This is a genomic window from Paenibacillus solanacearum (assembly GCF_910593845.1).
In the GTDB taxonomy this organism is placed as follows: domain Bacteria; phylum Bacillota; class Bacilli; order Paenibacillales; family NBRC-103111; genus Paenibacillus_G; species Paenibacillus_G solanacearum.
On sequence record NZ_CAJVAS010000001.1, the window covers coordinates 147,171 to 168,566 of the forward strand.

Genomic DNA, 21,396 nt, shown 5'->3' on the forward strand with positions numbered 1-21,396 from the left:
TTGAGCAGTGGATTTTACTCGAGAACTTAAGAAGGAGCATGTGGTGCGATAATCCCTGTGGAACGAGTCGGGTGAGCTCATTATTCGTGCAGGTGAGTTCCCGAAGCAGCTGCCAAGCAAGCTTCGGATGTTCGGTTCGGGAAGCAATGCCGAATCCGCAAATCCAAGGCTCATTAACTCTTTCACCTCCCCGAAAATACGGTAAACCTACCATCCCAAGGTTTTCCTTCAGCTTAGGTTCAATCTCGTGCAACATGATGAAGTAATCGAGGATCATACCAGTGCTATTTTCAAGTAAACCACTGTTTCGAAATAGTCATGCATCGCCCAGGCGACCCTGTGCTTGCGAACGAGTTCGGTGACCCGCGTAATCGCTTCGACTGCCTTCGGGCTGGTTGTGTAACGTCGTTGTACGAACGGGCAGCAGTTTAATATAATTATTCTTTACATCCCTTTATATGGTAATAGAGTGATATGATATTCCTACAATGTTGAACCTAAGAAAAGAGACGAACGAAGGATGGGAAGAAATGACTGCCTATACAAAACCAACAGTGGAAATTCATGAAGTAGAAGTTGTACTACGTAAGCATTTTGGTTCTCAGCTGACAAGGATCACGTCATTAACAGGGGGGAATTTAAGCACTGTGTTCTCCTTCATGCTTCTTGATAAGGAATACGTAATTAAATTTAGCGATTTAGCAGGGGGATTTAAAACTGAAAAGTTTATCTCAACCCTCTTATCATCCCAGGGGATTCCGTTTCCTCTTTGTGTTGGGTTAGGTAGTTTCAAATCATTGAACTATTTGATTTCAGAAAAAATAATTGGACACAGTCTGAAGGACTGTTCTTACGAGCAACAACGCAGAATGATTCCGGATGTCATTCAGATTCTAACGCGAATGAACCATGTAAAGTTAGGAACAACAAAAGGTTATGGCAAGATAAATTCGAGTGGTAATGGTACTTATACCTCTTGGAAGGAATATATTATTGCTTCCTATGCTGAGGAACAAGCGGGTAGCTTCTGGGAAGGTTGGCACAGATTATTCAAAACATCCTGTCTAGAGAAAGATGTGTTTGATGAATGTTATAACCGATTGTTAGCTTATTCTATCTACAATGAACCACATCGTTATTTTATCCATGGTGATTTCCACCAGTCGAACATTTTATCTAATGGACAACAAATAACTGGAGTCATTGATAGTAATGGTAAATATGGAGATTTTCTCGTCGATCTCGCAAGTTTAGACAGGCACTTGAAGACACGCTTGAACCTAGATGTGGTCCAAAGATACCAAGATTATCAGCAACAATTGGATATTGCCATACCACATTTTACGGAAAGATTAATTGGAGCTAAATACTATAATGGATTAATAGGGTTACGCTTTTATGCAATGATGGGCTGGAATGATTCTTATTTCGAACTTCGCGATGATCTATTAAGTTTAATTTAACCAGGAAATTGTTACTCGTGATTAAACTATCATAAAAGAACGAATCAGCTTTCATGCTCGGTGCTAAACAAGAAATGCATGGATAGCTAACGGGCACTACAACAAAAGGTTGCCGCGAGAATGACCGGCCTTCTGATAACGGGAACGATAGCGGGGGACTTGCTGCACGGCGAGCATCTCTTCAATGTGGGCCAACATGATATTTATGTGCATGGATTGCAAGGCTTGATTCTCAGCATTCCATATAATTAAGTTTGAAAGGATACCTGGATGGATTGGCTGAAACGCATGAACAACGCAATGGAATACATAGAAACGCACTTGTCTGAAGCGATCGACTTCGACCACGTGGCTAGAATCGCCTGTTGCTCGACTTACCATTTTCAGAGAATGTTTTCGTTCATCACCAATGTGCCGCTGTCGGAGTATATTCGGCGCAGGCGGCTCACCCTTGCCGCATTTGAACTGCAAAATAGTGGTGTAAAGGTCATTGATATTGCATTGAAATATGGCTACGAATCGCCTGAGGCGTTTTCCAGGGCGTTCAAAAAAATGCACGGTGTAATGCCAACGTCAGCGCGCGACAAAGGCGTTTCACTCAAAGCCTACCCTCGGTTATCCTTTCATATTTCGATTCAAGGAGACGCGGAAATTAATTATAGAATCGAGGAAAAACAAGATTTTGAAATGTTCGGCGTTTCAACTCTGATCCATGCCGATGGCGAGAGTCCGTTTATTGAAATACCAAAGTTTTGGGAGAAGTGCAAGTCTGACGGAATCGTAAAACGAATTCGTGCCGCAGCAGGTTTGGGTGAGCATGGTCAGATCCATTCGGTTTTATACAACAACCTGGGCGGAAGATTCTCCTATATGATCGGTTATTTCCTGCCTCCGTTCGGCTTGCCGCAAGGATTTGAAAAACTTCAAATCCCTCCACAAACGTATGCTATTTTTTCAACGGGTCAAAACCCTGGCGGACAAAACGATATTCATGGTTTGTGGAGGCGCATTTGGGGAGAATGGTTTCCGACTTGTGATTATCATTTCGCAAATGGCCCCGAGTTTGAAATGGCCTATGATCGAGGCAATGGCAAGTACGAAATGGAAGTTTGGATCCCTGTCGTTAAAAAAAGTGAGTCGTAAACGTAGTACCATATCATTAGTTTAGTGTTAGGGGCGATTTTTTATAGAAAACGTGACAAGAGTGGATAATGCAATCATTGCACAGCATGCGCTTGCACAATACGATATCAACGTTGTATCCGTATCGCCAGTAGCTCAAAGCGGCGCCGCAGTTTTTAAAATTGAAGATGATTGTGGATTGGTATACAGCCTGCGTGTTCACAAATCTAAAATCAGTACACTCGAAAAGATATGGACGCGCCGAGATGCGCTGGATTCTGAGTTGGTATGGCTGGATGCGCTGAATCGTGATACGAGTCTCACTGTACCTGTGCCCAAACGCAATCAGCAAGGGATATATGTTACACAAGTGGACGATATCAATTGCACGATGCTCCGCTGGGTGGATGGCGAGCAAAAACAACGCTTTACCAGCGAGCAAGAATTGAAATCCACCGCTGAAATGACGGCAGCATTGCACTATCATGCCAGTAAGTGGCAGCCCCCTTCATCTTTTGTCCGGCCAACGGTTAATCGTGAACGCGTACAGAATGCACTGGACTTAATCAAGCGGCAGGTGCAGGAAGGCTTATTCGATGCACACGATATTCAGATCCTTGAAGCCGCTGGGGAAAGAGCGATGGCCCTGCTCGACACGCTCCCTAAAAATAAGATGACTTGGGGCGTATTGCACGGTGATATCGTTCCTCCCAATATCGTGTTTGTGGATGGGGTTGCTCATCCCATTGACTTTGGGGCGTGCGGATTCGGTCCTTTTCTCACTGACTTGGCTATCACATTTTGTTTCATATCTCCCCATGCCAGACAGCAATATATTGACTGGTATGGAAAGTGCTTTCCGCTACCGAATGATTATGTGGCGCAAATCGAAGCATTATTTATTGCTCTACAGCTAATCGGGATGCGGAACGCTCTCGGTGTGCCTGAATCGAACAACTGGCTGCCGGCGCATGTGCAAAAGTGTGCATCTCGTGAATTTGGCAAATATGCAAGTGGGGAAAGCTTTTTATTTACTGGCACACCTTTTTGGAAATAAGGGGAATTTTATCAAGGAGTAGACTGCTGCAGCGGGCTGCTTCCTGTTCCCGTTGAAGTAACGAGAGGGTATGCAGCAAGCTTACCTGAGAACGACACGAATGCGTGATGGAATGCACCAAAACGCAAAAAAAGGAGAAGGTAGACTATGTCGAACAAAAAAACGAATGGTGCGGGTGTGATCGGTTACTGCTGCTTGCGATTTCCAGTCACCCTTTTATGATCCGGACGGGCACTATTTTCGAGCGGTCGAGGAAAGAGGCAAGGACAGCTCCTCTTTGATGTTCATGGATACCGGGCAGACAAGTTGAAATGTGAGGTGCAGCATCGTATCCTAGAATAAGCACAAGTTTTTCTAATGCTCGGATTTGTTCATTACAGTTGACGGGAGCGATGATCATGGGAAATACGGATAAGTTTGAAATGATAGCCAATATATATGACACGCCGGAACGAATCCAAATCGCGAAGGTATCATCCGATGCCATCCGCAATTATTTGGTTGATGCTAAAAGTAAGCACGCCATAGATTTTGGATGCGGAACGGGCCTTGTCGGCATGAACTTGTTGGACGAGTTTCGTTCTATGCTTTTCCTGGATACGTCACCCAACATGATCCATCAAATAAAGCAAAAAATAACAGATTTAAACATACAGAATACAGATACCTTATGCTTTGATTTTGAAAAGGAAAGTCTAACCGATCTCCATGCCGACTATATTTTTATGGCTCAAGTTCTACTCCATATTGATGATGTTGAACTCATTTTATCCAGGTTGTTTGATGTTCTTCATGAAGGAGGCCGTCTGCTGATCGTAGATTTTATTAAAAATGAAAAAATAGTTTCAGAGATGGTTCATAACGGATTTAACCCAGGAGAGCTAGCCGACGTGATGACGAAAATAGGGTATAGGGATATTCAGTTCAATACGTTTTATACAGGAAATAAAATATTCATGGGGCATGATGCGACTATGTTTATTCTTGATTCCATTAAGGGCTGACGGTAAAGGATGGCTTTACCGTTTTAAAGTATATGCCCAAAAAAACAGTGCGATCATACTTACCAAGGTCCCGAGTATGCACACGCCGAACCACCCTGCCCACGAATAAATCCAGGTCGACGCTGCTGCACCTGCTGCGCTTCCAATGGAATAAAAGATCATGTACCCCGCGGTTATCCTGCTCCTCGCTTCTGGACGAACACTTAAGATCATACTTTGATTCGTAACGTGAACCGCCTGCACCGCGAAATCCAGCATAACGACCCCTATAATAAACAGCCACATGGAATGCTGTAGTAACCCTATGGGCAGCCAGGAACACAATAACAGTAACAAAGCGATGCCTGTCGTCCGTTGTCCTAATCCACGGTCTGCCCGTCGTCCCGCACTGCTGGCGGCCAGCGCCCCCGCTGCACCCGCAAGTCCAAACAATCCTATAACGCTGTGGCTGAACGAAAGCGGAGGGGAGCTCATCGGCAGTACCATGGAGGACCATAAAATACTAAAGTCCGAAAAAATGAAGAAGGCAAGCAGTCCGCGAATTCTCAATAGCGGAATTTGAACGAATAAATCCTTCATGGAGCGGAGCATCCCCCGATACGTGTCTTGACTGCGCGGACGCCGTGCAGCAGGTGTAACGGTTACGAATACATAAGCCAGGCCGATCATGATTACGGCCGTGACGATATAAACGGATCGCCATCCAGCCATATCCGCCAAGGTGCCTGAGAAGGTGCGGGCCAGTAGAATCCCTATGACGATACCGCTCGTAACGGCTCCAATGGTCCGGCCACGATGGTGCTGCGACGCTCGGTCAGCGGCAAGTGCAACAAGGACTTGTGCAGCTACAGCCTGGAAACCGATCATCCCCATGCCGAGGAACAGAAACAAAGGATTCGAAGCTAACGCCACGATACTTAATGCGATTGCGATACATACCATCATCCCGGTTACCAGCCGACGCGGATCGAGTAAATCCCCTAGCGGGACCAGAAAAAATAATCCCAACGCATAACATAGCTGCGTCGCTGTAACTACCGTGCCGATGATCGAGCGATTGATGTCAAATTCGATGGCGATCGCATCAAGCAAAGGTTGAGAAAAATAAACCGTGGCCACTGCCGAACCGCAGATGACCGCATACAGTAAAAGCGCTGCACTCGAAAGTTGAGCTTGTGACTCCATGTTATTCGGACGGAGTTCTGGGGAACAGGACATTGAAAAACCTCCAAATTTTGTACCGAACAGTACATTATCTTGAATCCAATTAACTCATAAAAATTCATTAGTGTCAACATGATGTTTGACCTATATGAAATGTTGGGATATCATATTTATGTACTAAAAGGTATTTTATTTGGAGGCGCTATGGCTAGAATTCGCGAATTCGATGAACAAAAGGCTTTAACAGAGGCAATGCATGTTTTTTGGGAAAAAGGGTACGAGGCGGCTTCGCTAAGTGACTTAACAGCTCGCATGGGGATTCAGAAGCCTAGTTTATATGCGGCATACGGCGACAAATTGTCTTTGTTTGAAGCGGCTCTTCGAAATTACAACCAACTGCATGCAAAGTCTGTTCGCTTGAAGCTAAACAAAACGACGAGTGTCAAGACGGCTTTCAGGCTCCTGTTCCTGGATGGGGCATTCCCTGACGGAACGCATGAGCGGAATGGCTGCTTCTGTATTAATACAATGGTGGAGCTTGCTCCGCACGACGCAAAGTTTGAAATTTTGACGCGCGAGCATCAACAATATTTGGCGGCAATATTTGAAGAGACGCTTGAACGGGGTGTAACCTCCGGAGAGATCGATGGATCAGTCAACTGCCGGGCAATCGCTCAGTCGCTAGTGGTAGCTTTCATCGGATTAACCGTATTGAAGAAATCGAATCCGAATCGGGAATGGTTCGATCATTGCATCGACGCAGCACTGTCGTTGCTCACAGCGCCCCCGCGTACAGAACCTGAAGCGGCAGATTAATTGATGCCCGTCACAATGCGCGACATCGACTTCATAGGGCGTTTTCGCCTTCAACTACCGCCGTTCAAACTGGATTTTTTTTCAAAAAAATCGGCGACACGAAAAGGAAAATGTCGAGATTTGCCGAAAATAATAGAAGTGTGTGTTGTCGTTCTTTGTGAACGACTCAGAACTAAGGCGCGACATTCGGAGGGAGTAAGATGAAGCAGATTGGCCGTGGCCGGACCGCGGACATATTTGAGTACGGTGATCATCAAATTTTAAAGCTCTATAAGGAAGGCTTCCCTGAGGATTTCATTCAACGGGAGTTTGAAGCCAGCCAGTTCGTGTGCTCTGTAGGCATTCCGTCGCCGCAAGCCTATGAGCTGGTGAGCCAGGACGGCAGGCTGGGCATCGTTTTCGAGCGCGCTTCGGGCGTGTCCCTGTTAAGCGTAATGTCCAAGCAAATGTGGCTGCTGGGCAAGCATTCCCGAACGTTAGCAGCCCTGCATTACGATCTGCACACGCGCAGCGCTTCCGGACGTATCCGGAAACAAAAGGCCGTATTAAGCGAGCAGATCCAGACCGCTCCGCTGCTGACCGACGAGGAGAAGAACAGCATCCTCCGTTATTTGAAGGCGCTGCCTGATGACGACAAGCTATGTCATGGCGACTTTCACCCGGACAACGTGCTGGTCGGGAACGGGAACCGGGTTATCGACTGGATGACCGGCATGTCCGGCAATCCGGACGGCGATGCGGCCCGAACAATTCTTCTCATGAGCTATGGCACGATGCCGGATGGAACGCCTCGCATCGTAAAAGCGATCGTACAGTTCATGAGAAACAAACTAAGGAAAGTGTACACGAAACATTATTTGAAGCTTTCCGGGCGGCCGTATTCGAAGATTGATAGCTGGATGCTGCCGGTTGCCGCCGCGCGTCTGGTCGAATGGATACCTCCGGCAGAAAAGAACAGCTTGCTTGAGTTGATCCGGGAACGGCTTCGTTCGAATTCGTCGTAAGTTTGCGGAATGTTGTAAGGGGGGCAGAGGCTTTGATTAAAGCGGTTGTATTTGACTGTTACGGTACGCTGGTCGATACGGGCAACGGTTCCGTCAAAGCGGCGGAAACCATACTGGCAGCACGTAACAGCACAGTAAATGTCGAGCAGTTTTATAAGAAGTGGAAGCAGCTGCATCATGAAATCTGCTGCTCGAGTCCTTTCAAGACCGAAGCGGATGCGTTCCTGCTTAGCTTGGAACGGTTGTATGAAATATATTCGATTGACGGCAGGGCCCAAGAGGACGTAACCATCATGTTAGACACTTTGGGCAATCGGTTCGTTTACCCGGAAGTACTGGAGACGCTAGCTAGACTCGCGGATTCCTTCGAACTGGTCATCGGATCGAATAGCGACCATGAGCCGCTCATGCGCGATATCAGCAGAAATCAAATCCACATCGCCAACGTGCACTCGTCGGAGTCGTTGCAGGCGTATAAGCCGAATGCCATCTTTTTCGAACGATTGTTGAGTGAATTGAAGCTCGCGCCGCACGAGGTCGTTTATGTCGGAGATTCGCCGGTCGACGATATCGAAGGCTCCGCTCAAGCCGGTATACGCAATATTTGGATCAATCGCAAGAAGGGTGCGTTTACAGGAACCGTCGCGCCGACATACGAATGTGAGGATTTGCGCGGGGTAGGGGAGTGCCTGCTCTCCGATCCGGCGCATTGATGCAAACCGACAGCCATTGCATTTAAAGCCCCCGATAAAAATAGATGTTTGTAAAGTCTCCGTCGCGAATGACGGGGGCTTTTATTTTTTATTCGCGTAGGTTGTTACGCCGAGTCGTTCGGCTATGTTCAGTCCGGCTGCAGCTATTCTCACGGATGTACCGTTTGGCCATGTTTGGCTGCGCGACGATCTGCCGGATCATGCCGCCGTCAGCCGGATCGTTTTATTTTCTGGGTAGGACAGAGAGGAATGAAAGACCGTGCCCGCCGCTTTATAGAGTCAGGAGCGCGCCAAGCTTCGCTCCCCGTTCCGTATACTTCGTGAGGTGTGCGTCGAGCTCCGTTTTCATTTGACTCGCGGAGATGGATTGCTTCACGATTCGCCTTGTTTTATCCACGAACCCCCAATTCAAGCAGCCGGTCAACCAGATGAGAGAGGGAAGACGTTCCCAATCTGCCGGCTTCAAGTCATCGGAAGCCCTATAGCCGTCGAGCAAGCTTTGAGCGAGGGCAGGGGATACGTGATGCGAGAACAAGCCTGCGGTACGGGAGTACCATTTGATGAGCCAGGCTAGTCCTTCGATCCGTTCCGTGTAGCCGATGTGCTCAAAATCGACGATGCCGATGCATTGTTCCTTGTCGTCCCACAATATATTCAACGGATTGAGATCCGACTGCATCCTGTATTCGCGCGTCGATCGGTGAGCTTGCCCGATATGCCTCTGGGCGTCGGCGATGTACGGATGGAGCAGCTTGCGGCATTCGGCCGGAGCGGCGGAGGCTGCTTCTTCCAGCATGCTGAGAAAGGTGAGGCTTCCTTCGCGATGCGATATTTTGGGGAGTGCACATTCGTAATTCGCTGCCAATGCGTGCAGGCGGCGTACCAAGGCTCCGATCTTGTAAGCGACGCTGTCCGTGCATCGGGTGATATGCCGCCCTTCGATCCATTCGAACAAGAAGAACCGGTACTCGGCGCCGTTCCAAACCAGCTTATGGTAATCCTCGCCGGATACTGTTGGAACCGGGCGCATAAACGGGATGCCATGGCCGTTCAGAAAAGAGATGAAGCGCATCTGTTCGGTCAAAACCGCGTCCGTCAGGGGCAAAAAGACGTCGTGTTCATACCGGCTGCCGCTGATGAATCGGGCGGAGTAGGCGAGCTCGCCGATTCTGATTTTGTAATGAGCGTCGCCGTGGAAATTTCTCGGCATGACGCTCTCGACAGCGACGCTGTCAGCGTTCATATCGTATGCCGCGAGCGCATAGTGGAGCAGGTCCGTCGGTTCGTTCATTTCCATATCTCCTTTAGGTCAGCTAGCTTATGTGGAGGTTGTCTCTCGCGTTCCAATGACGACGGTAGCGTCCCATTCATCGCATCGAATGATCTTCGGCGTCAGCCCGGCCGATGCGAAGATCTCGGCGGACAGCGGCGCTTGCCGCTCGCTCGACTCGACCAGCAGATGCCCGCCCGGGGCGAGCCAGCATCCCGCCTCGGCTGCAATCCGGCGCTGGATGTCCAGTCCATCCGCGCCCCCGTCGAGCGCCATTCGCGCCTCATGCAGGCGAGCTTCCGGGGGAAGCAGCCCGATCGCTTCGGTCGGCACGTAAGGGGCATTGGCGATCAGGATGTCGACGCGGCCTTGCAGCCGGGCCGGCAGCGGTACATACAGATCGCCTTCGTATACGCTTCCGCCGAAGGGGGCGACGTTCCGGCGGGCGCAGCGCACCGCAGCCGGATCGATGTCGGCGGCGTGCAGCTCGAGCCGCTCGCAGACGGCGGCCAGCGCAGTGCCCAGCGCTCCGGAGCCGCAGCATAGATCGACTGCGACGGCGCCTGGGCGGGCGATGTCGGCGGCTTGGCCGACGAGGAATGCGGAGCGGGGACGCGGGACGAACACGCCCGCGTCCACCGCGACCCGAAGGCCGCAAAATTCGGCCCAGCCGACCACATGCTCAAGCGGCAGACCTGCGGCACGCCGGTTCACCATCGCGTGCAGCTCGGCTGATGTGTTGGCGGCCTCGACCAGCAGCCGGGCCTCCTCCTCGGCGAAAACACAGCCTGCGGCACGGAGCCGGGAGATGATACTTGTTGCTTCATTTCGTATGGTCATGCAGTCCTTTCCTGACAGGCCAGTGTTCCTGGCTCTAGGATATAACTTTATTTTATCGCTGCCGCCGCAGGTTGAACAGGTTGAAAACGGTTATAATGGTCTGTTCTCTTGCGCTCAGCCTTCACCGTTTCCCCACAGGCATCATGCATTCGACGGCTCGCGCATCAGGCAAATATCAGCGGAAACAAATGGTAATAACAGCGCAGCTTTACTATAATTCGGATGCAAGGTGTTGGTAGACTATTCGGATTGACGAAATGTTCGGAGGGGCGGATAAGGATGTTGTTATGGTCAAAGTGGAAGACCAGGTATGGGGCCGAAAGGCTTAAACGCCGAATCGACTGGAGCGGGCCGCTGCCGCAGCACGTCGCGATCATGATGGACGGCAATGGCCGATGGGCGACAAGGCGAGGGCTGCCGCGGACGGCGGGGCATGTGGCGGGAATGCATGCGATGCGGGAGACGATACGCTTTTGTCATCAGGCGCAGCTTCGCTATTTGACGTTGTATGCCTTCTCGACGGAAAATTGGAAGCGGCCGAAGGAGGAAGTCGACGCGATTATACGTCTGGTGCATGAATTCATGACGGAACGCACGCTTGGCGAATTGAACCGTAACCAAATCAAAGTGAGCTTTATTGGCGATACGGCCAAATTCGATCCCGATACCCGGCGAATCATGGAGCAGGCGGTGCATGTCACCCGCTTCAATATGGGCATGACGGTCAATTTTGCGGTAAACTACGGCGGACGCAGCGATATCGTTCGAGCCGTCAAGACGATGGTGACGGAGGAGAACGGCTCGGTTTCGATAGATGCATTCGAGTCGCGTCTATATACCTCCGGCTGTCCGAATCCCGAGCTGTTGATTCGCACGAGCGGGGAGAAACGGCTGAGCGGATTTCTGTTATGGCAATCGGCGCAGGCGGAGCTCTGGTTTACGGACGAAATGTGGCCCAGTTTTAACGAGGCACTGTTTTATCAGGCTCTTTACGAATATCAATGCCGTAAGGTCAGGGCAAACTCGTGAAGGCATCGGAAAAATAAAATACCGTGTCTCTAGGCGAGCTTCACGGTTTGTAGGGGGATCGGGCAGGATCGATCAAATATTTTTTGTATTATGAACCAGCGTTTCCGCCGAGGCGGCTACTTTATGGGTTGAGTCGCCGATTTCTTCGATGATGTAAGCCAATGACTGGATTTCTTTTTCCACGCGATTGATTTCGTTCATATTGCTCTGCATGGAAGTAAGAATATGGTCGAATACGGTTCTCGTATCGCTCGATTCCTGCGCGCCGGCTTCTACCTCGGCGTTTACTTTTTGAATCGAGGCGACGACGTCCGCTGTGTTGTCCATCGTCTGCTTGATCAGGCCGGTAATTTGGCTGACGCTGACGGTCGTGTCGTTCGACAGCTTCTGAACTTCCTTGGCTACGACGTCGAAGCCTTTGCCATGCTCTCCCGCTCTGGCCGCCTCAATCGAAGCGTTGAGCGACAGCAGCTTCGTCTGATTCGCGATCTCCTGCACCATCGTAATGATGTTCTGAATCTGCTTGAAGGAATCTTGGAAGCCGTCCACCGTTTGTCTCATAAGCAGGGCGCTTTCGCGAATCAGCACAATGCGCTCGGACAACTGCAGCAGCTTATGCTTTCCTTCGCTTGCCAAAGTTTGCGTTTCGCTCACTTTTTCGATCGAATGCAGGAAAGAACGGTTGACCTGATCGCTGCTCGTCACCAGCTCTTTCACAGAGGCGCTGGTTTGTTCCGTCAAGGCGGCTAACTCTTCGCTGGCAACCGTAATTTTCCCTTTTAAATCGTTTTTAACGTCGATATACGCCTGCTCGCGCTGCAGGGTGTTTTCCTTCTCGTATGCTTCCAGCACCAGCTGCTGTTCGAAATTCAGCAGCTTCGTGATCACTTTGCTGATGTGCAGACTTTCTTCGTAATTGTGGACGCTGCGGTGAATGACATCAAGCAGCGTGTTTTGCAAATTTTGAAAGGCGCCCATGTACCATTTCGGCTCCAGGCCGATTTTTTGATGCACCTTGGCGATTTGCAGCCGTTTGTTGATGAACTCGGCGTCGATGCTTCCGTTGAACATTTCAATTAAATGATCGTGCAGCGTCTTTTTTAACCGGTCAACCGAGCTATGTTTTTTTATGATATCTTCGAGCGTTCCTACGTCAAGCACGGTTTGATAGAAAGAGGTCGTGATTTCGTCGATATGTTCGTGAATGAGAGGCTGAATCGCTTTGAGGAGATGAAGATCCTCGGCCTGCAGATTGATCATTTTCATTTGCTGCACCGTATCGCTGTTGGCTTCGATGCGGATGCGCACGCTTTCGTTTTTGGCTTTGTCCAGCCATTCGGTCTTGGGGCGGGAAGAAAATCCGAGCGTCTGGGCCAATGTTTGAAAAGGATGAGTACTCAATGAACCGTTCCCTCCGATCCTTGAAGTGAAGATACAGCAATGGATATGTGAAAATTATATAGGTATTTGTCGACAGTTGCAAAGATAATTAGAGTGAAACGTGTAGAAAATTGAAGTAATGTGTCGAATGAATGCGAGGTCGAACGAGGGGTCATACATATACAGTCCGTTTCAGCATGCTGAGACCGATTCACGGAGGGAACCTGCACGGGCGAGGTTCCCTTTTGCATTTCATATGCGGCTACCGAAGCCGCTGCTGCCTGTATTGCGACGGTGAGATGCCCATGGCATGGCTGAACGCCTTGGAGAAATAGTGGATGGAGGAGAAGCCGTGCTTGTGCGCGATTTCGGTCACGGTCAAGTCGGTTTCGGTCAAATCGTCCGCTGCCTGGTGCAGCCTCCGGCGCTGGATGTATTCATGCGGAGTGAGGCCGGTCTCCTGCTTGAACAGGTGATGAAAGCGGCTGCGCCCCATCCCCAGTCCCTTGGCCCATACGTACAATTCCGACTCCGCCTGCTCCAGCGGCGCGTTGTCGATTTTGTCGAGCAGCTGCGCAATTCTCGGGTCGCACCAAGCGTCGTTCCGCGCTGCCAGCGTCAAGTAATGGTGCAGGAAGGTCTGGAACGCGGCGTTATATTGCAGCGACTCGATCGGGCTGCGGACGCCGAGAATCGAGGGGGGTTGCGTGAAGGCGTTGAAATACGACAGCCACAAGGCGATGTTATTCACTTTCATCACCTGATGCAGCTGAAGTCCGGGCATGGAGCTGGCACGTTCCTCCATAAAAGGCCTGTCCGCGCCTTTGAAATAATCGCGCTGGTAATGAAACTCCGGCCGATGGACATAGCGCCAGTCGAAGTAAGCGCAGCGGTGCACCATCGGCTCCCGCTCGTCAGTGACCCACTGATGGGGGAGTCCGGCGGCGATATATACAAGCGAACCGGGCTGAAGTCTGTGCTCCTTCCCGTTCAGCAGCAGCGTGCCGCAGCCGTCTTCGATGAGGATGACCGCATGGGCGTAGCATAGGCGAAGCGGACAATATTCCTGCGGCGTAAACTCGTATTTTTGCGCGAATAGCAGCAGCGGATTGAAATCGGAATAACGGGTCAAATAATCGACTTTCCATCGGTAAACCGGAATTTTCATCGAGTCGCACGTCCTATGGCGATGTTCGTTTCTCTATTATATTAATCCGAATGTCCGCGCCGTTCAACAAAGAGGTTCGTGTTCATGAGAGGTTTTTATTCATACTTGCAATCGCAAGAACATAATGTGGTATCAAGAAGCTTAAAAATGAACAAAAGTAAGCAGGATTGAACGGCATGCAGCTTCGAATGCTTCCAAGGCCGCACCATGGATAAGAGAGGCTTGAACTTGAAATATGAAAGCGTTTCAGCAGGGCTGGGATAACTGCGCCGCTGCTGCAAAAAGGGGGATAGGCAGACGGCATGCTTCGCTTCCGCTTTACTTATTCGACATGTGGGCTGAATACCCCGTTGATCCTTTCGCTGTATGACTTGGAAACGAACACAAATAAACAAAACATTGAAAAAATCCGCACTTTTGCCATCCGATTGAACCCAAAGGAGAGATGAAGGTGTTAGCGGTCGAAAGAAAGCTGCGGATTGTGGAGTATGTCAGGCAGCAACGCATGGCCACGATTGCCGCGCTTGCCCAACAATTTCGCGTGCACGAGGCAACGATCCGCCGGGATCTGACGGAGCTGGAACAGGAGGGTTTTTTAAGACGAACGCACGGCGGCGTTATATTGGAGCAGTGGACGCATCATGAACAGAGCTTCAGCGAGAGAGCGATCCAGCAATTGGACCAGAAGGCGCGCATCGGCCAGATGGCGGCCAGTCTCGTAGCGGACGGGGAGAATGTCATTATCGATTCCGGGACGACGACGCTGCATATCGCGAAGCATCTCGTGCATCGCGCCCATATTACCGTCATTACGAATGACATGAATGTCGCTGCGGAGCTGCGCGACGCGCCGATGGTGAACGTGATCTTGACCGGCGGGGAGCTGTATCCTTCCAGTTACATGCTCAACGGCATGTTCACCGAGCATGTACTGCGGTCGCTGCATGTCGAGAAGGCGTTCATCGGCACGCCTGCGCTCCATCCGAAGTATGGCTTAATGCACCCGGAAGCGCGGCTTGTCACGGCCAAGCAGGCGATGATCGCGGTCGCTGACGAAATCGTCGTCGTCGCCGACGATAGTAAAATCGGCAAGCTGTCGCTTCATACCGTCGCCCCCAACAGTTCGATTCATACGCTCATCACGGGGGCGGAGACGGAGGACATTAAGCTCAAGCCGTTTGTCGAGCAGGGAATCAAGGTGTACGCGGTTTGAAGACAGCGGTCCATTAGAGGAGGGGGAATGAACATGGCATCCATCGAGTTTGTGCGCGTGACCAAGGCGTTTGACAAAAATGTAGTCATCCAGGATTTGGACTTGAAGATCGAAGACGGGAAATTTACCGTACTCGTCGGTCCTTCCGGCTGCGGCAAGACGACGCTGCTCCGCATGATAGCCGGCATCGATCCGCAAACGTCCGGCTCCGTGCTGATCGGCGGCAAGGACGTAACGCGCGTGGCCCCGGGGCAGCGAGGCGTGGCGATGGTATTCCAGAACTATGCGATTTATCCTACGATGTCGGTGCGGGAAAACATCGAATTCGGCCTGAAAAACAACAAGGTCGAAAAAGAGGAGCGGACCCGCCTCGTAGAAACGGTCAGTGCAACGGTCGGCTTACAGCCGTATTTGGACCGCAAGCCGTCCACGCTGTCCGGCGGGCAGCGCCAGCGCGTTGCGCTCGCCCGGGCAATGGTCAAGAAGCCGTCCGTGTTTCTAATGGACGAACCGCTGTCTAACCTGGACGCCAAGCTTCGGGCGCAAATGCGCATCGAGCTGATCGAAATGCACAAGAAGCTGGGCACAACGTTCGTCTATGTGACCCATGACCAGGTGGAAGCGATGTCGATGGCCGATACGATCGTGCTGATGAATCAAGGGCAAATCCAGCAGGAGGCGAAGCCGGAAGTGATCTACCGGCAGCCGAGCAACTTGTTTGCGGCCCAGTTTATCGGCGTTCCGCCAATGAACGTCGGCGAACTCGGGATCGACGGCGTCCGGTTCGGATTCCGGCCGGAAAGCGCCGAGCTGTCCGGCGAGCCTCGCAGCGAGACTGAATATGCCATACAGGGAACGATCGTCACCAGAGAAATGCTCGGCTCGGAAACGCTGTATCAGGTCCGCAGCGGCCGGCATTCGTTCATGGTGAAAAGCACGCAGGATTTGTTCTCGGTCGACCAGCACGTATATCTTGGCGTGGACGCCTCGAAGCTGTACTTTTTTGCGGCAGACGAGAAGCGCATCGATCCGAGCGACGCCCGGTTCGGCGGGTATCTGAATGCGCTCCTGTCCGGGGTGGCGGCGCATGGATAAACGAAAGCTGTGGGAGACGCTTCGTCCGTACGTCATGATTTTTCCGGCGATGACCGGCATCGTGCTCTTCGTCATTTATCCGGTGCTGTATTTGATTTATTTGAGCTTTTACAAATACAACCTGCTCAACAAAGACAAAAGCAAATTCGTCGGTTTCGATAATTTTGCCGAGGTGCTGTCGCGGGATGACTTTTACAAGGCGCTTGGAAATACGGTCGTCTATACGGTCAGCGTCGTTGTCCTGACGATCCTGCTGTCGCTTGTCATAGCCGTGTGGCTGAACAAGAAGACCCGAATGAATGCGTTCGTGCAGGCGGGTATCTTCACGCCGCATATCGTTTCCATCGTGTCGATCTCGCTGGTGTGGCTGTGGCTGATGGAGCCGAGTCATGGCTTGCTCAACTATTTGCTGAAGACGTTCGGCTTGCCGACGTCGCAGTGGCTGCAAAGCTCCAAAACGGCGATGATGTCGGTCATTATCGTCGCCGTCTGGCAAAATATCGGCTACTTCACGCTCATTATCGTGGCGGCGCTGCAAAGCATTCCGCCGAGTATTTACGAGGCGGCTGCGCTCGACAATGCGAGCCGGTCCAAGGTGTTCTGGAAAATTACGATTCCGCTCATTTCGCCGCAGCTGTTTTTCATTCTGGTCATCATGACGATCGGCTCCTTCAAGGTGTTCGATACCGTTCAGGTGATGACGGGCGGCGGCCCGAACGATGCGACCAAGACGATCGTCTACTATATTTACGGCTTTCGGACGACGAACATCGGGTATTCGGCGGCGACCGGCGTCGTGCTGATGGCCGTGATCGGATTGCTGACGTTCGTGTATTTCCGGCTGCTGGCCAAAAGGGTCCATTACCAATAATACGATGCCGGACAACGAAAGGGGGTTCCCGTCTTGAAAATATACGATTTGAACTGGCTCCGGTCGACGCTCGAATTTGTGTTGAAGGCAGCGATATTGCTCGTGTTTGTGTTCCCGTTCTTGTGGATGATATCCACCTCGCTGCAAACATTCGAGGAGACGCTGTCTTTTCCGCCCACGTGGATTCCGGCATCGCCGCAGTGGATTAACTTTGCCGACGCCATGAACGCCGGTCCGTTTTTGACGTATGCCAAAAACTCGATCATGATCACCGGTTCAATCATCGCGATCCAGCTGGTGGTGATGATTCCGGCGGCCTATGCGTTTGCGAAATACAATTTCGCCGGAAAAAACATGCTGTTCAGCTTGATTTTGCTGGCCTTCATGATTCCGGGGCAAGTGACCTTTATCCCGGTCTATTTGATGCTCGCGGACTGGGGGATCATCAAGACGCTGCTGCCGCAAATCATTCCGTTCATGTCCAGCGCCTTCGGCATCTTCCTGCTGCGGCAATATTTCATGCAAATTCCGCAGGAGCTGATTGAGGCGGCGCGTCTGGATAACGCCAGCGAATTCAAAATTATGATGAAGCTCATGATCCCGATGTCCCGGGCGGCGCTGGCGACGATCGCGCTGTTCAGCTTCGTCAGCCATTGGAACGATTACTTCTGGCCGCTTGTGATGACCGATTCGGCTGCGGTCCGGCCGCTGACGATGGGCATTGCCAAGCTGCGGGAGACGGAAGGGATCAGCAACTGGCATACGATTATGGCGGGCAACGTCGTCCTGGTCGTGCCGATCCTGATCGTGTACGTATTCTGCTCGAAGCAAATCGTGAAGGCGTTCGTGTATTCGGGAATCAAATAAAGATACTATAGGAGGTCAACTGCAATGAACAAAAAGCAAGCCGTATTGAGCTCGACCTTGATCTTGAGTCTGCTCGCGGGCTGCTCGCAGCCTGCCACCGACACGGGCGCAGAGAAAGCCCCGGCCGGAGATCCGGCCAAAGGCGGCAAATCGACCGTCCAGTTCTGGCATTCGCTCGGCGGGAAGAACGGCGAATACATCGACGCCATGATCAAACGCTTCAACGATGCCCATCCGAACATTGAGGTGGTCGGGTCGTTCCAGGGCAGCTACGATGAAACGGTGACGAAGCTGCAGCAGGCGGTGGCGGCGAAGACCGCCCCGGACGTGACGATGCTCGAGCGCGCCTACGTTGAGCTGTTCTCGGATGCCGACGTGCTGGAAGACTTGACGCCGCATCTGAAAAAATCGAACCTGAGCGCGGACTTGTTCACGCCGGGCTTGATGGGTCACTCCACGTTCAATAAGAAGCTGGTCGCGCTGCCGTTCAACCGCTCTACGCCGATCCTGCATATCAACAAATCGATGCTCGACGAGAAAGGGCTCGCCGTTCCGACGACATGGGACGAATTGAAGAAAGTCGCCAATGCGCTGGTCATTAAAGAAAATGGGGAAACGAAGCGCTACGGGATGACGATGCCGTATGACACATGGTATCCGATTGCGATGATTACGGAGGCGGGAGGCAAATTTTTCAGCGACAACAGCAAGTCGATCGGCTTTTACGACAACGGGGTGGGTGTCAAAGTATTCAGCTTCCTGAAGGATCTGCAGAACAGCGGCGGCTTCTACTACCCTCCGGCCAAAGATTCCGGCAACATTACGAACCAGATGTTCGTGAGCGGGAAGGTCGGCATTTTGTACGGGTCGACGGGAAGCATCGGCAGCTTGGCCAGTACCGTGCAGTTCAACTACGTCACGGCGTTCCTGCCGAAAGACAAAGTGTACGCGAACCCGACAGGCGGAGCGAACGTAGCGATGCTGTCCTCGTCCAAAAACAAAGACGCGGCATGGGAGTTTCTGCGCTGGATGTCTACCGATCCGAAGGGCGGGCTGCAGTTCGTGCTTGATTCGGGATATTTGCCTTACACGAAGGCGATGGTGGAATCGAAAGAAATCAAGGATCTGTGGGCGAAGGAACCGAACCGCAAAGTCGCCTACGACCAGCTCCAATACGCAGTCGATACGAATAAGCACGTCGCGTGGCCGGAAGTCATGAACGAATTTTTCAAGGCGATGGAAGCGATCCTGTACGACAGCAAAAACATTCAATCGACGCTCGATACGTTCAAGAAGGAAGCGGATCGGATCTTGTCCAAATAAGCGGCGCGGAGCTGCCGGTCGGCGGAACGATCGGAGCAATGCAGTCAATAAAGAAGCGGGCCTTCATGCGAGGCCTGCTTCTTTATGTACGCCAGAATGTTTAAGTCCGCTAACGCTTTAAAGCGAACTGCGATATTGTGAACCAAGACTTCTAAGTCAGGATCGTCGATACAGAAACGCGACCATGGAACGGTAATGTATATATGGAATTTAATAGAAGGAAAATGTAAGATTCTAGTCAAATTTCTCCTGTTATCATAAAAAACATAATGATTATTCGGCGACCGTAGGCATTCACCGCGAAGGAGGCGTTCCGGCGTGAATAGAGTACGTATATGTGAACGTCGTACACTCGCACCGCATATATAAAAAGCGGGATGGACATGAAGGAAGGATGGGGTATGTGAAAAAGGCAAAAAAGTTGAACATCGTCCAAGTCATATCCAATGCTCCCGACGCCAATCCGCTGCCGCCGACCAATCAGGGAGGAACGGAGAAGGTCGTCTATGAGCTTACGCAAGAATTGGTTCGGCGCGGTCACCGCGTCAGTTTGTTTGCGGCACGCGGAACCCGAACGAGGGCGCGCGATATTCCGTTTCCGAAACAGGTGACGGGAGACCGTATCCTGGGCTTTGTATTGCGGAAGATGCCCCGCAAGGTGGATATTATTCATGACCATACGTTCCCCTCTACATTGGGGCGTGCGAAGCTCCCGATCCCGGTCGTTTGCACGTATCATCTGCCTATGAAGCACCGGGTATCCAATCCGGTTTACGTAAGCAAAAGGGCAAGAAAGGTAATGGGAGGAAACCGGGGATATTACGTCTATAACGGAATTAACCCGAAAGAATATGAGTTTAGCGAGCGCAAAGGCGACTACCTGCTATTTATGGGGAGGGTGCTGGAGGAGAAAGGCATTTTACAGGCGATTCATATCGCTGAGAGAACGAATAAGAAGCTGTTGATTGCCGGACCGATCAAAGATTTTGCGCTGTATACGAAAAAGATCGTGCCGAGAATAAGGAATAATCCGAATATTAAATATGTCGGAGCTGTCGGCGGCAAACGGAAGCAGAAGCTGCTGAAGCATGCCAAATGCTTATTGTTTCCGACGTTGTGGGAGGAGCCGTTCGGCCTTGTGATGATCGAGGCGATGATATGCGGAACGCCGGTTGTCGCTTTGAATAACGGAGCCGTTCCTGAGGTTATGGCCGGGTTCCCCGGACTTGTGTGCAAGAGCGTCAAGGAAATGATCAGGAAAGTGCAGTCGGGCCGCTTCCCCGCGCCCCGGGCGCTTCGCCGGTACGTTCTGTCCCGGTTTACGACAGCGAAAATGACCGACCGCTATTTGAAAATTTATCGTCGCGTAATAACGCGACGCAATTCGAAAACAGCCTTTCTGCGCCGATAGCAGAAAGGCTGTTTTTTCAATGAGCGATAAAAAAAGAGGATGGACCATCTTGACAGTTGTAACTGTAATAAATATTATTATAGTTACAGCGAAAGGGGCTTTCAGTCATGAACAGTGATTTTACGATTGCGGTACATAGTCTTTCCTATTTGGCGCATTTGCCGGAACGCGTCGCGCCGAGCGACCGCATCGCCAGAAGCGTATCCGTTCATCCGGTAAGAGTGCGCAAAGTGCTAAGCCTGCTCCGCAAAAAAGGCTATATCAAATCGAGGGAAGGAGCCAAAGGGGGGTTCGAGCTAAACTGCGCGCCGGATCAAGTGACGCTGGACGAATTGTATGTGCTGACGTCGGAAGGCTCGATCAAGCCGAAATTCCCGAATCCGAACCCGCAGTGCTTAATCGGATCGAATATCGAGAAGGCGATGGACGGCATTTTTCTCGATCTGGAGGACCAGGTCGGCCATTATTTGAGAAACTATACGATTGCGGACATTCTTGCGCGCGTCGAGCGGCAGTCCAGAGCATAATATTTTTTTTGATATTACTGTAATGTTTTTTGATACAGATTATAAATAGGAGTGGTTCA

Annotated in this window: 20 protein-coding genes; 15 read left to right on the top strand and 5 right to left on the bottom strand. The window is 51.1% G+C overall.

The annotated features are described in order from the left end of the window. Positions 1-530: 530 nt before the first annotated feature. The 4 genes from KXG62_RS00565 to KXG62_RS00580 all read left to right on the top strand — a co-directional run bounded on the left by KXG62_RS00565 (position 531) and on the right by KXG62_RS00580 (position 4,646). Positions 531-1,463 carry a phosphotransferase family protein gene (locus KXG62_RS00565; protein WP_218089951.1) on the top strand — a complete coding sequence of 311 codons (933 nt, stop codon included), beginning with the start codon at positions 531-533 and terminating at the stop codon, positions 1,461-1,463. A 270-nt stretch (positions 1,464-1,733) separates the two neighbouring features. Next, complete coding sequence (locus tag KXG62_RS00570) at positions 1,734-2,606, top strand: AraC family transcriptional regulator (protein ID WP_218089952.1); 873 nt, start codon at positions 1,734-1,736, stop codon at positions 2,604-2,606. Between the two features lie 61 nt (positions 2,607-2,667). Next, complete coding sequence (locus KXG62_RS00575) at positions 2,668-3,642, top strand: phosphotransferase enzyme family protein (RefSeq protein WP_218089953.1); 975 nt, start codon at positions 2,668-2,670, stop codon at positions 3,640-3,642. A gap of 398 nt (positions 3,643-4,040) precedes the next feature. Beyond that, positions 4,041-4,646 carry a class I SAM-dependent methyltransferase gene (locus KXG62_RS00580; RefSeq protein ID WP_218089954.1) on the top strand — a complete coding sequence of 202 codons (606 nt, stop codon included), beginning with the start codon at positions 4,041-4,043 and terminating at the stop codon, positions 4,644-4,646. Between the two features lie 15 nt (positions 4,647-4,661). Here KXG62_RS00580 and KXG62_RS00585 read toward each other — a convergent pair whose 3' ends face one another. After that, a complete protein-coding gene (locus KXG62_RS00585) occupies positions 4,662-5,864 on the bottom strand; it encodes an MFS transporter (protein WP_218089955.1) in 1,203 nt (400 codons plus the stop codon). Positions 5,865-6,014: 150 nt separating this feature from the next. Here KXG62_RS00585 and KXG62_RS00590 point away from each other — a divergent pair, with 150 nt between their 5' ends. From KXG62_RS00590 to KXG62_RS00600, 3 genes are all read left to right on the top strand, one after another. Continuing rightward, on the top strand, positions 6,015-6,626 hold the full coding sequence (locus KXG62_RS00590) for a TetR/AcrR family transcriptional regulator (protein WP_218089956.1): 612 nt from the start codon (positions 6,015-6,017) through the stop codon (positions 6,624-6,626). A gap of 200 nt (positions 6,627-6,826) precedes the next feature. Beyond that, positions 6,827-7,630 (top strand): phosphotransferase, encoded by an 804-nt coding sequence (locus tag KXG62_RS00595; RefSeq protein WP_218089957.1) that lies wholly within the window; start codon positions 6,827-6,829, stop codon positions 7,628-7,630. A 32-nt stretch (positions 7,631-7,662) separates the two neighbouring features. Then, on the top strand, positions 7,663-8,343 hold the full coding sequence (locus tag KXG62_RS00600) for an HAD family hydrolase (protein ID WP_218089958.1): 681 nt from the start codon (positions 7,663-7,665) through the stop codon (positions 8,341-8,343). A gap of 271 nt (positions 8,344-8,614) precedes the next feature. On the opposite strand, the gene KXG62_RS00605 is transcribed toward KXG62_RS00600, so the two are convergent. After that, the gene (locus KXG62_RS00605) at positions 8,615-9,634 is read right to left on the bottom strand and encodes a phosphotransferase enzyme family protein (RefSeq protein WP_218089959.1); all 1,020 of its coding nucleotides are present in this window, start codon (positions 9,632-9,634) and stop codon (positions 8,615-8,617) included. Between the two features lie 27 nt (positions 9,635-9,661). Beyond that, complete coding sequence (locus KXG62_RS00610) at positions 9,662-10,453, bottom strand: putative protein N(5)-glutamine methyltransferase (RefSeq protein ID WP_218089960.1); 792 nt, start codon at positions 10,451-10,453, stop codon at positions 9,662-9,664. 279 nt (positions 10,454-10,732) lie between these two features. On the opposite strand from KXG62_RS00610, the gene uppS reads away from it, so the two are divergent. Then, entirely contained in the window at positions 10,733-11,482 is a 750-nt protein-coding gene (gene uppS, locus KXG62_RS00615) for a polyprenyl diphosphate synthase (protein ID WP_218089961.1), read from the top strand. Between the two features lie 72 nt (positions 11,483-11,554). Here the strand turns inward: uppS and KXG62_RS00620 are convergent, their stop codons facing one another. Together KXG62_RS00620 and KXG62_RS00625 are read right to left on the bottom strand one after the other, a co-directional pair. After that, the gene (locus KXG62_RS00620) at positions 11,555-12,883 is read right to left on the bottom strand and encodes a globin-coupled sensor protein (RefSeq protein WP_218089962.1); all 1,329 of its coding nucleotides are present in this window, start codon (positions 12,881-12,883) and stop codon (positions 11,555-11,557) included. A gap of 241 nt (positions 12,884-13,124) precedes the next feature. Beyond that, positions 13,125-14,030: a helix-turn-helix transcriptional regulator gene (locus KXG62_RS00625; protein ID WP_218089963.1), complete on the bottom strand. Its 906-nt coding sequence runs from the start codon at positions 14,028-14,030 to the stop codon at positions 13,125-13,127. Between the two features lie 451 nt (positions 14,031-14,481). Between KXG62_RS00625 and KXG62_RS00630 the strand changes: the two genes are divergently transcribed. From KXG62_RS00630 to KXG62_RS00660, 7 genes are all read left to right on the top strand, one after another. Next, positions 14,482-15,243 carry a DeoR/GlpR family DNA-binding transcription regulator gene (locus KXG62_RS00630; protein WP_218089964.1) on the top strand — a complete coding sequence of 254 codons (762 nt, stop codon included), beginning with the start codon at positions 14,482-14,484 and terminating at the stop codon, positions 15,241-15,243. A gap of 33 nt (positions 15,244-15,276) precedes the next feature. Further along, positions 15,277-16,338: an ABC transporter ATP-binding protein gene (locus tag KXG62_RS00635; protein WP_218089965.1), complete on the top strand. Its 1,062-nt coding sequence runs from the start codon at positions 15,277-15,279 to the stop codon at positions 16,336-16,338. Next, a complete protein-coding gene (locus KXG62_RS00640; RefSeq protein WP_218089966.1) occupies positions 16,331-17,209 on the top strand; it encodes a carbohydrate ABC transporter permease in 879 nt (292 codons plus the stop codon). The genes KXG62_RS00635 and KXG62_RS00640 overlap by 8 nt, the downstream gene beginning before the upstream one ends. 126 nt (positions 17,210-17,335) lie before the next feature. After that, positions 17,336-18,076, top strand: a complete 741-nt coding sequence (locus KXG62_RS00645) for a carbohydrate ABC transporter permease (protein WP_218090288.1) — start codon at positions 17,336-17,338, stop codon at positions 18,074-18,076. Between the two features lie 24 nt (positions 18,077-18,100). Continuing rightward, positions 18,101-19,399 (top strand): ABC transporter substrate-binding protein, encoded by a 1,299-nt coding sequence (locus KXG62_RS00650; RefSeq protein ID WP_218089967.1) that lies wholly within the window; start codon positions 18,101-18,103, stop codon positions 19,397-19,399. Positions 19,400-19,793: 394 nt separating this feature from the next. Further along, a complete protein-coding gene (locus KXG62_RS00655; RefSeq protein ID WP_218089968.1) occupies positions 19,794-20,810 on the top strand; it encodes a glycosyltransferase family 4 protein in 1,017 nt (338 codons plus the stop codon). A 107-nt stretch (positions 20,811-20,917) separates the two neighbouring features. Then, positions 20,918-21,337, top strand: a complete 420-nt coding sequence (locus KXG62_RS00660; RefSeq protein ID WP_218089969.1) for an Rrf2 family transcriptional regulator — start codon at positions 20,918-20,920, stop codon at positions 21,335-21,337. The last annotated feature ends 59 nt before the right edge of the window (positions 21,338-21,396 follow it).

What these genes read in the sequence shown, in the direction of transcription:
- KXG62_RS00625 (WP_218089963.1), bottom strand. Translation starts at nt 14,030, where the DNA reads ATGAAAATTCCGGTTTACCGATGGAAAGTCGATTATTTGACCCGTTAT.
- KXG62_RS00580 (WP_218089954.1), top strand. Translation starts at nt 4,041, where the DNA reads ATGGGAAATACGGATAAGTTTGAAATGATAGCCAATATATATGACACG.
- KXG62_RS00605 (WP_218089959.1), bottom strand. Translation starts at nt 9,634, where the DNA reads ATGAACGAACCGACGGACCTGCTCCACTATGCGCTCGCGGCATACGAT.
- KXG62_RS00590 (WP_218089956.1), top strand. Translation starts at nt 6,015, where the DNA reads ATGGCTAGAATTCGCGAATTCGATGAACAAAAGGCTTTAACAGAGGCA.
- KXG62_RS00565 (WP_218089951.1), top strand. Translation starts at nt 531, where the DNA reads ATGACTGCCTATACAAAACCAACAGTGGAAATTCATGAAGTAGAAGTT.
- KXG62_RS00635 (WP_218089965.1), top strand. Translation starts at nt 15,277, where the DNA reads ATGGCATCCATCGAGTTTGTGCGCGTGACCAAGGCGTTTGACAAAAAT.
- KXG62_RS00595 (WP_218089957.1), top strand. Translation starts at nt 6,827, where the DNA reads ATGAAGCAGATTGGCCGTGGCCGGACCGCGGACATATTTGAGTACGGT.
- KXG62_RS00650 (WP_218089967.1), top strand. Translation starts at nt 18,101, where the DNA reads ATGAACAAAAAGCAAGCCGTATTGAGCTCGACCTTGATCTTGAGTCTG.
- KXG62_RS00610 (WP_218089960.1), bottom strand. Translation starts at nt 10,453, where the DNA reads ATGACCATACGAAATGAAGCAACAAGTATCATCTCCCGGCTCCGTGCC.
- KXG62_RS00585 (WP_218089955.1), bottom strand. Translation starts at nt 5,864, where the DNA reads ATGTCCTGTTCCCCAGAACTCCGTCCGAATAACATGGAGTCACAAGCT.
- KXG62_RS00570 (WP_218089952.1), top strand. Translation starts at nt 1,734, where the DNA reads ATGGATTGGCTGAAACGCATGAACAACGCAATGGAATACATAGAAACG.
- KXG62_RS00645 (WP_218090288.1), top strand. Translation starts at nt 17,336, where the DNA reads ATGATATCCACCTCGCTGCAAACATTCGAGGAGACGCTGTCTTTTCCG.
- KXG62_RS00660 (WP_218089969.1), top strand. Translation starts at nt 20,918, where the DNA reads ATGAACAGTGATTTTACGATTGCGGTACATAGTCTTTCCTATTTGGCG.
- uppS (WP_218089961.1), top strand. Translation starts at nt 10,733, where the DNA reads ATGTTGTTATGGTCAAAGTGGAAGACCAGGTATGGGGCCGAAAGGCTT.
- KXG62_RS00655 (WP_218089968.1), top strand. Translation starts at nt 19,794, where the DNA reads ATGGGGTATGTGAAAAAGGCAAAAAAGTTGAACATCGTCCAAGTCATA.
- KXG62_RS00640 (WP_218089966.1), top strand. Translation starts at nt 16,331, where the DNA reads ATGGATAAACGAAAGCTGTGGGAGACGCTTCGTCCGTACGTCATGATT.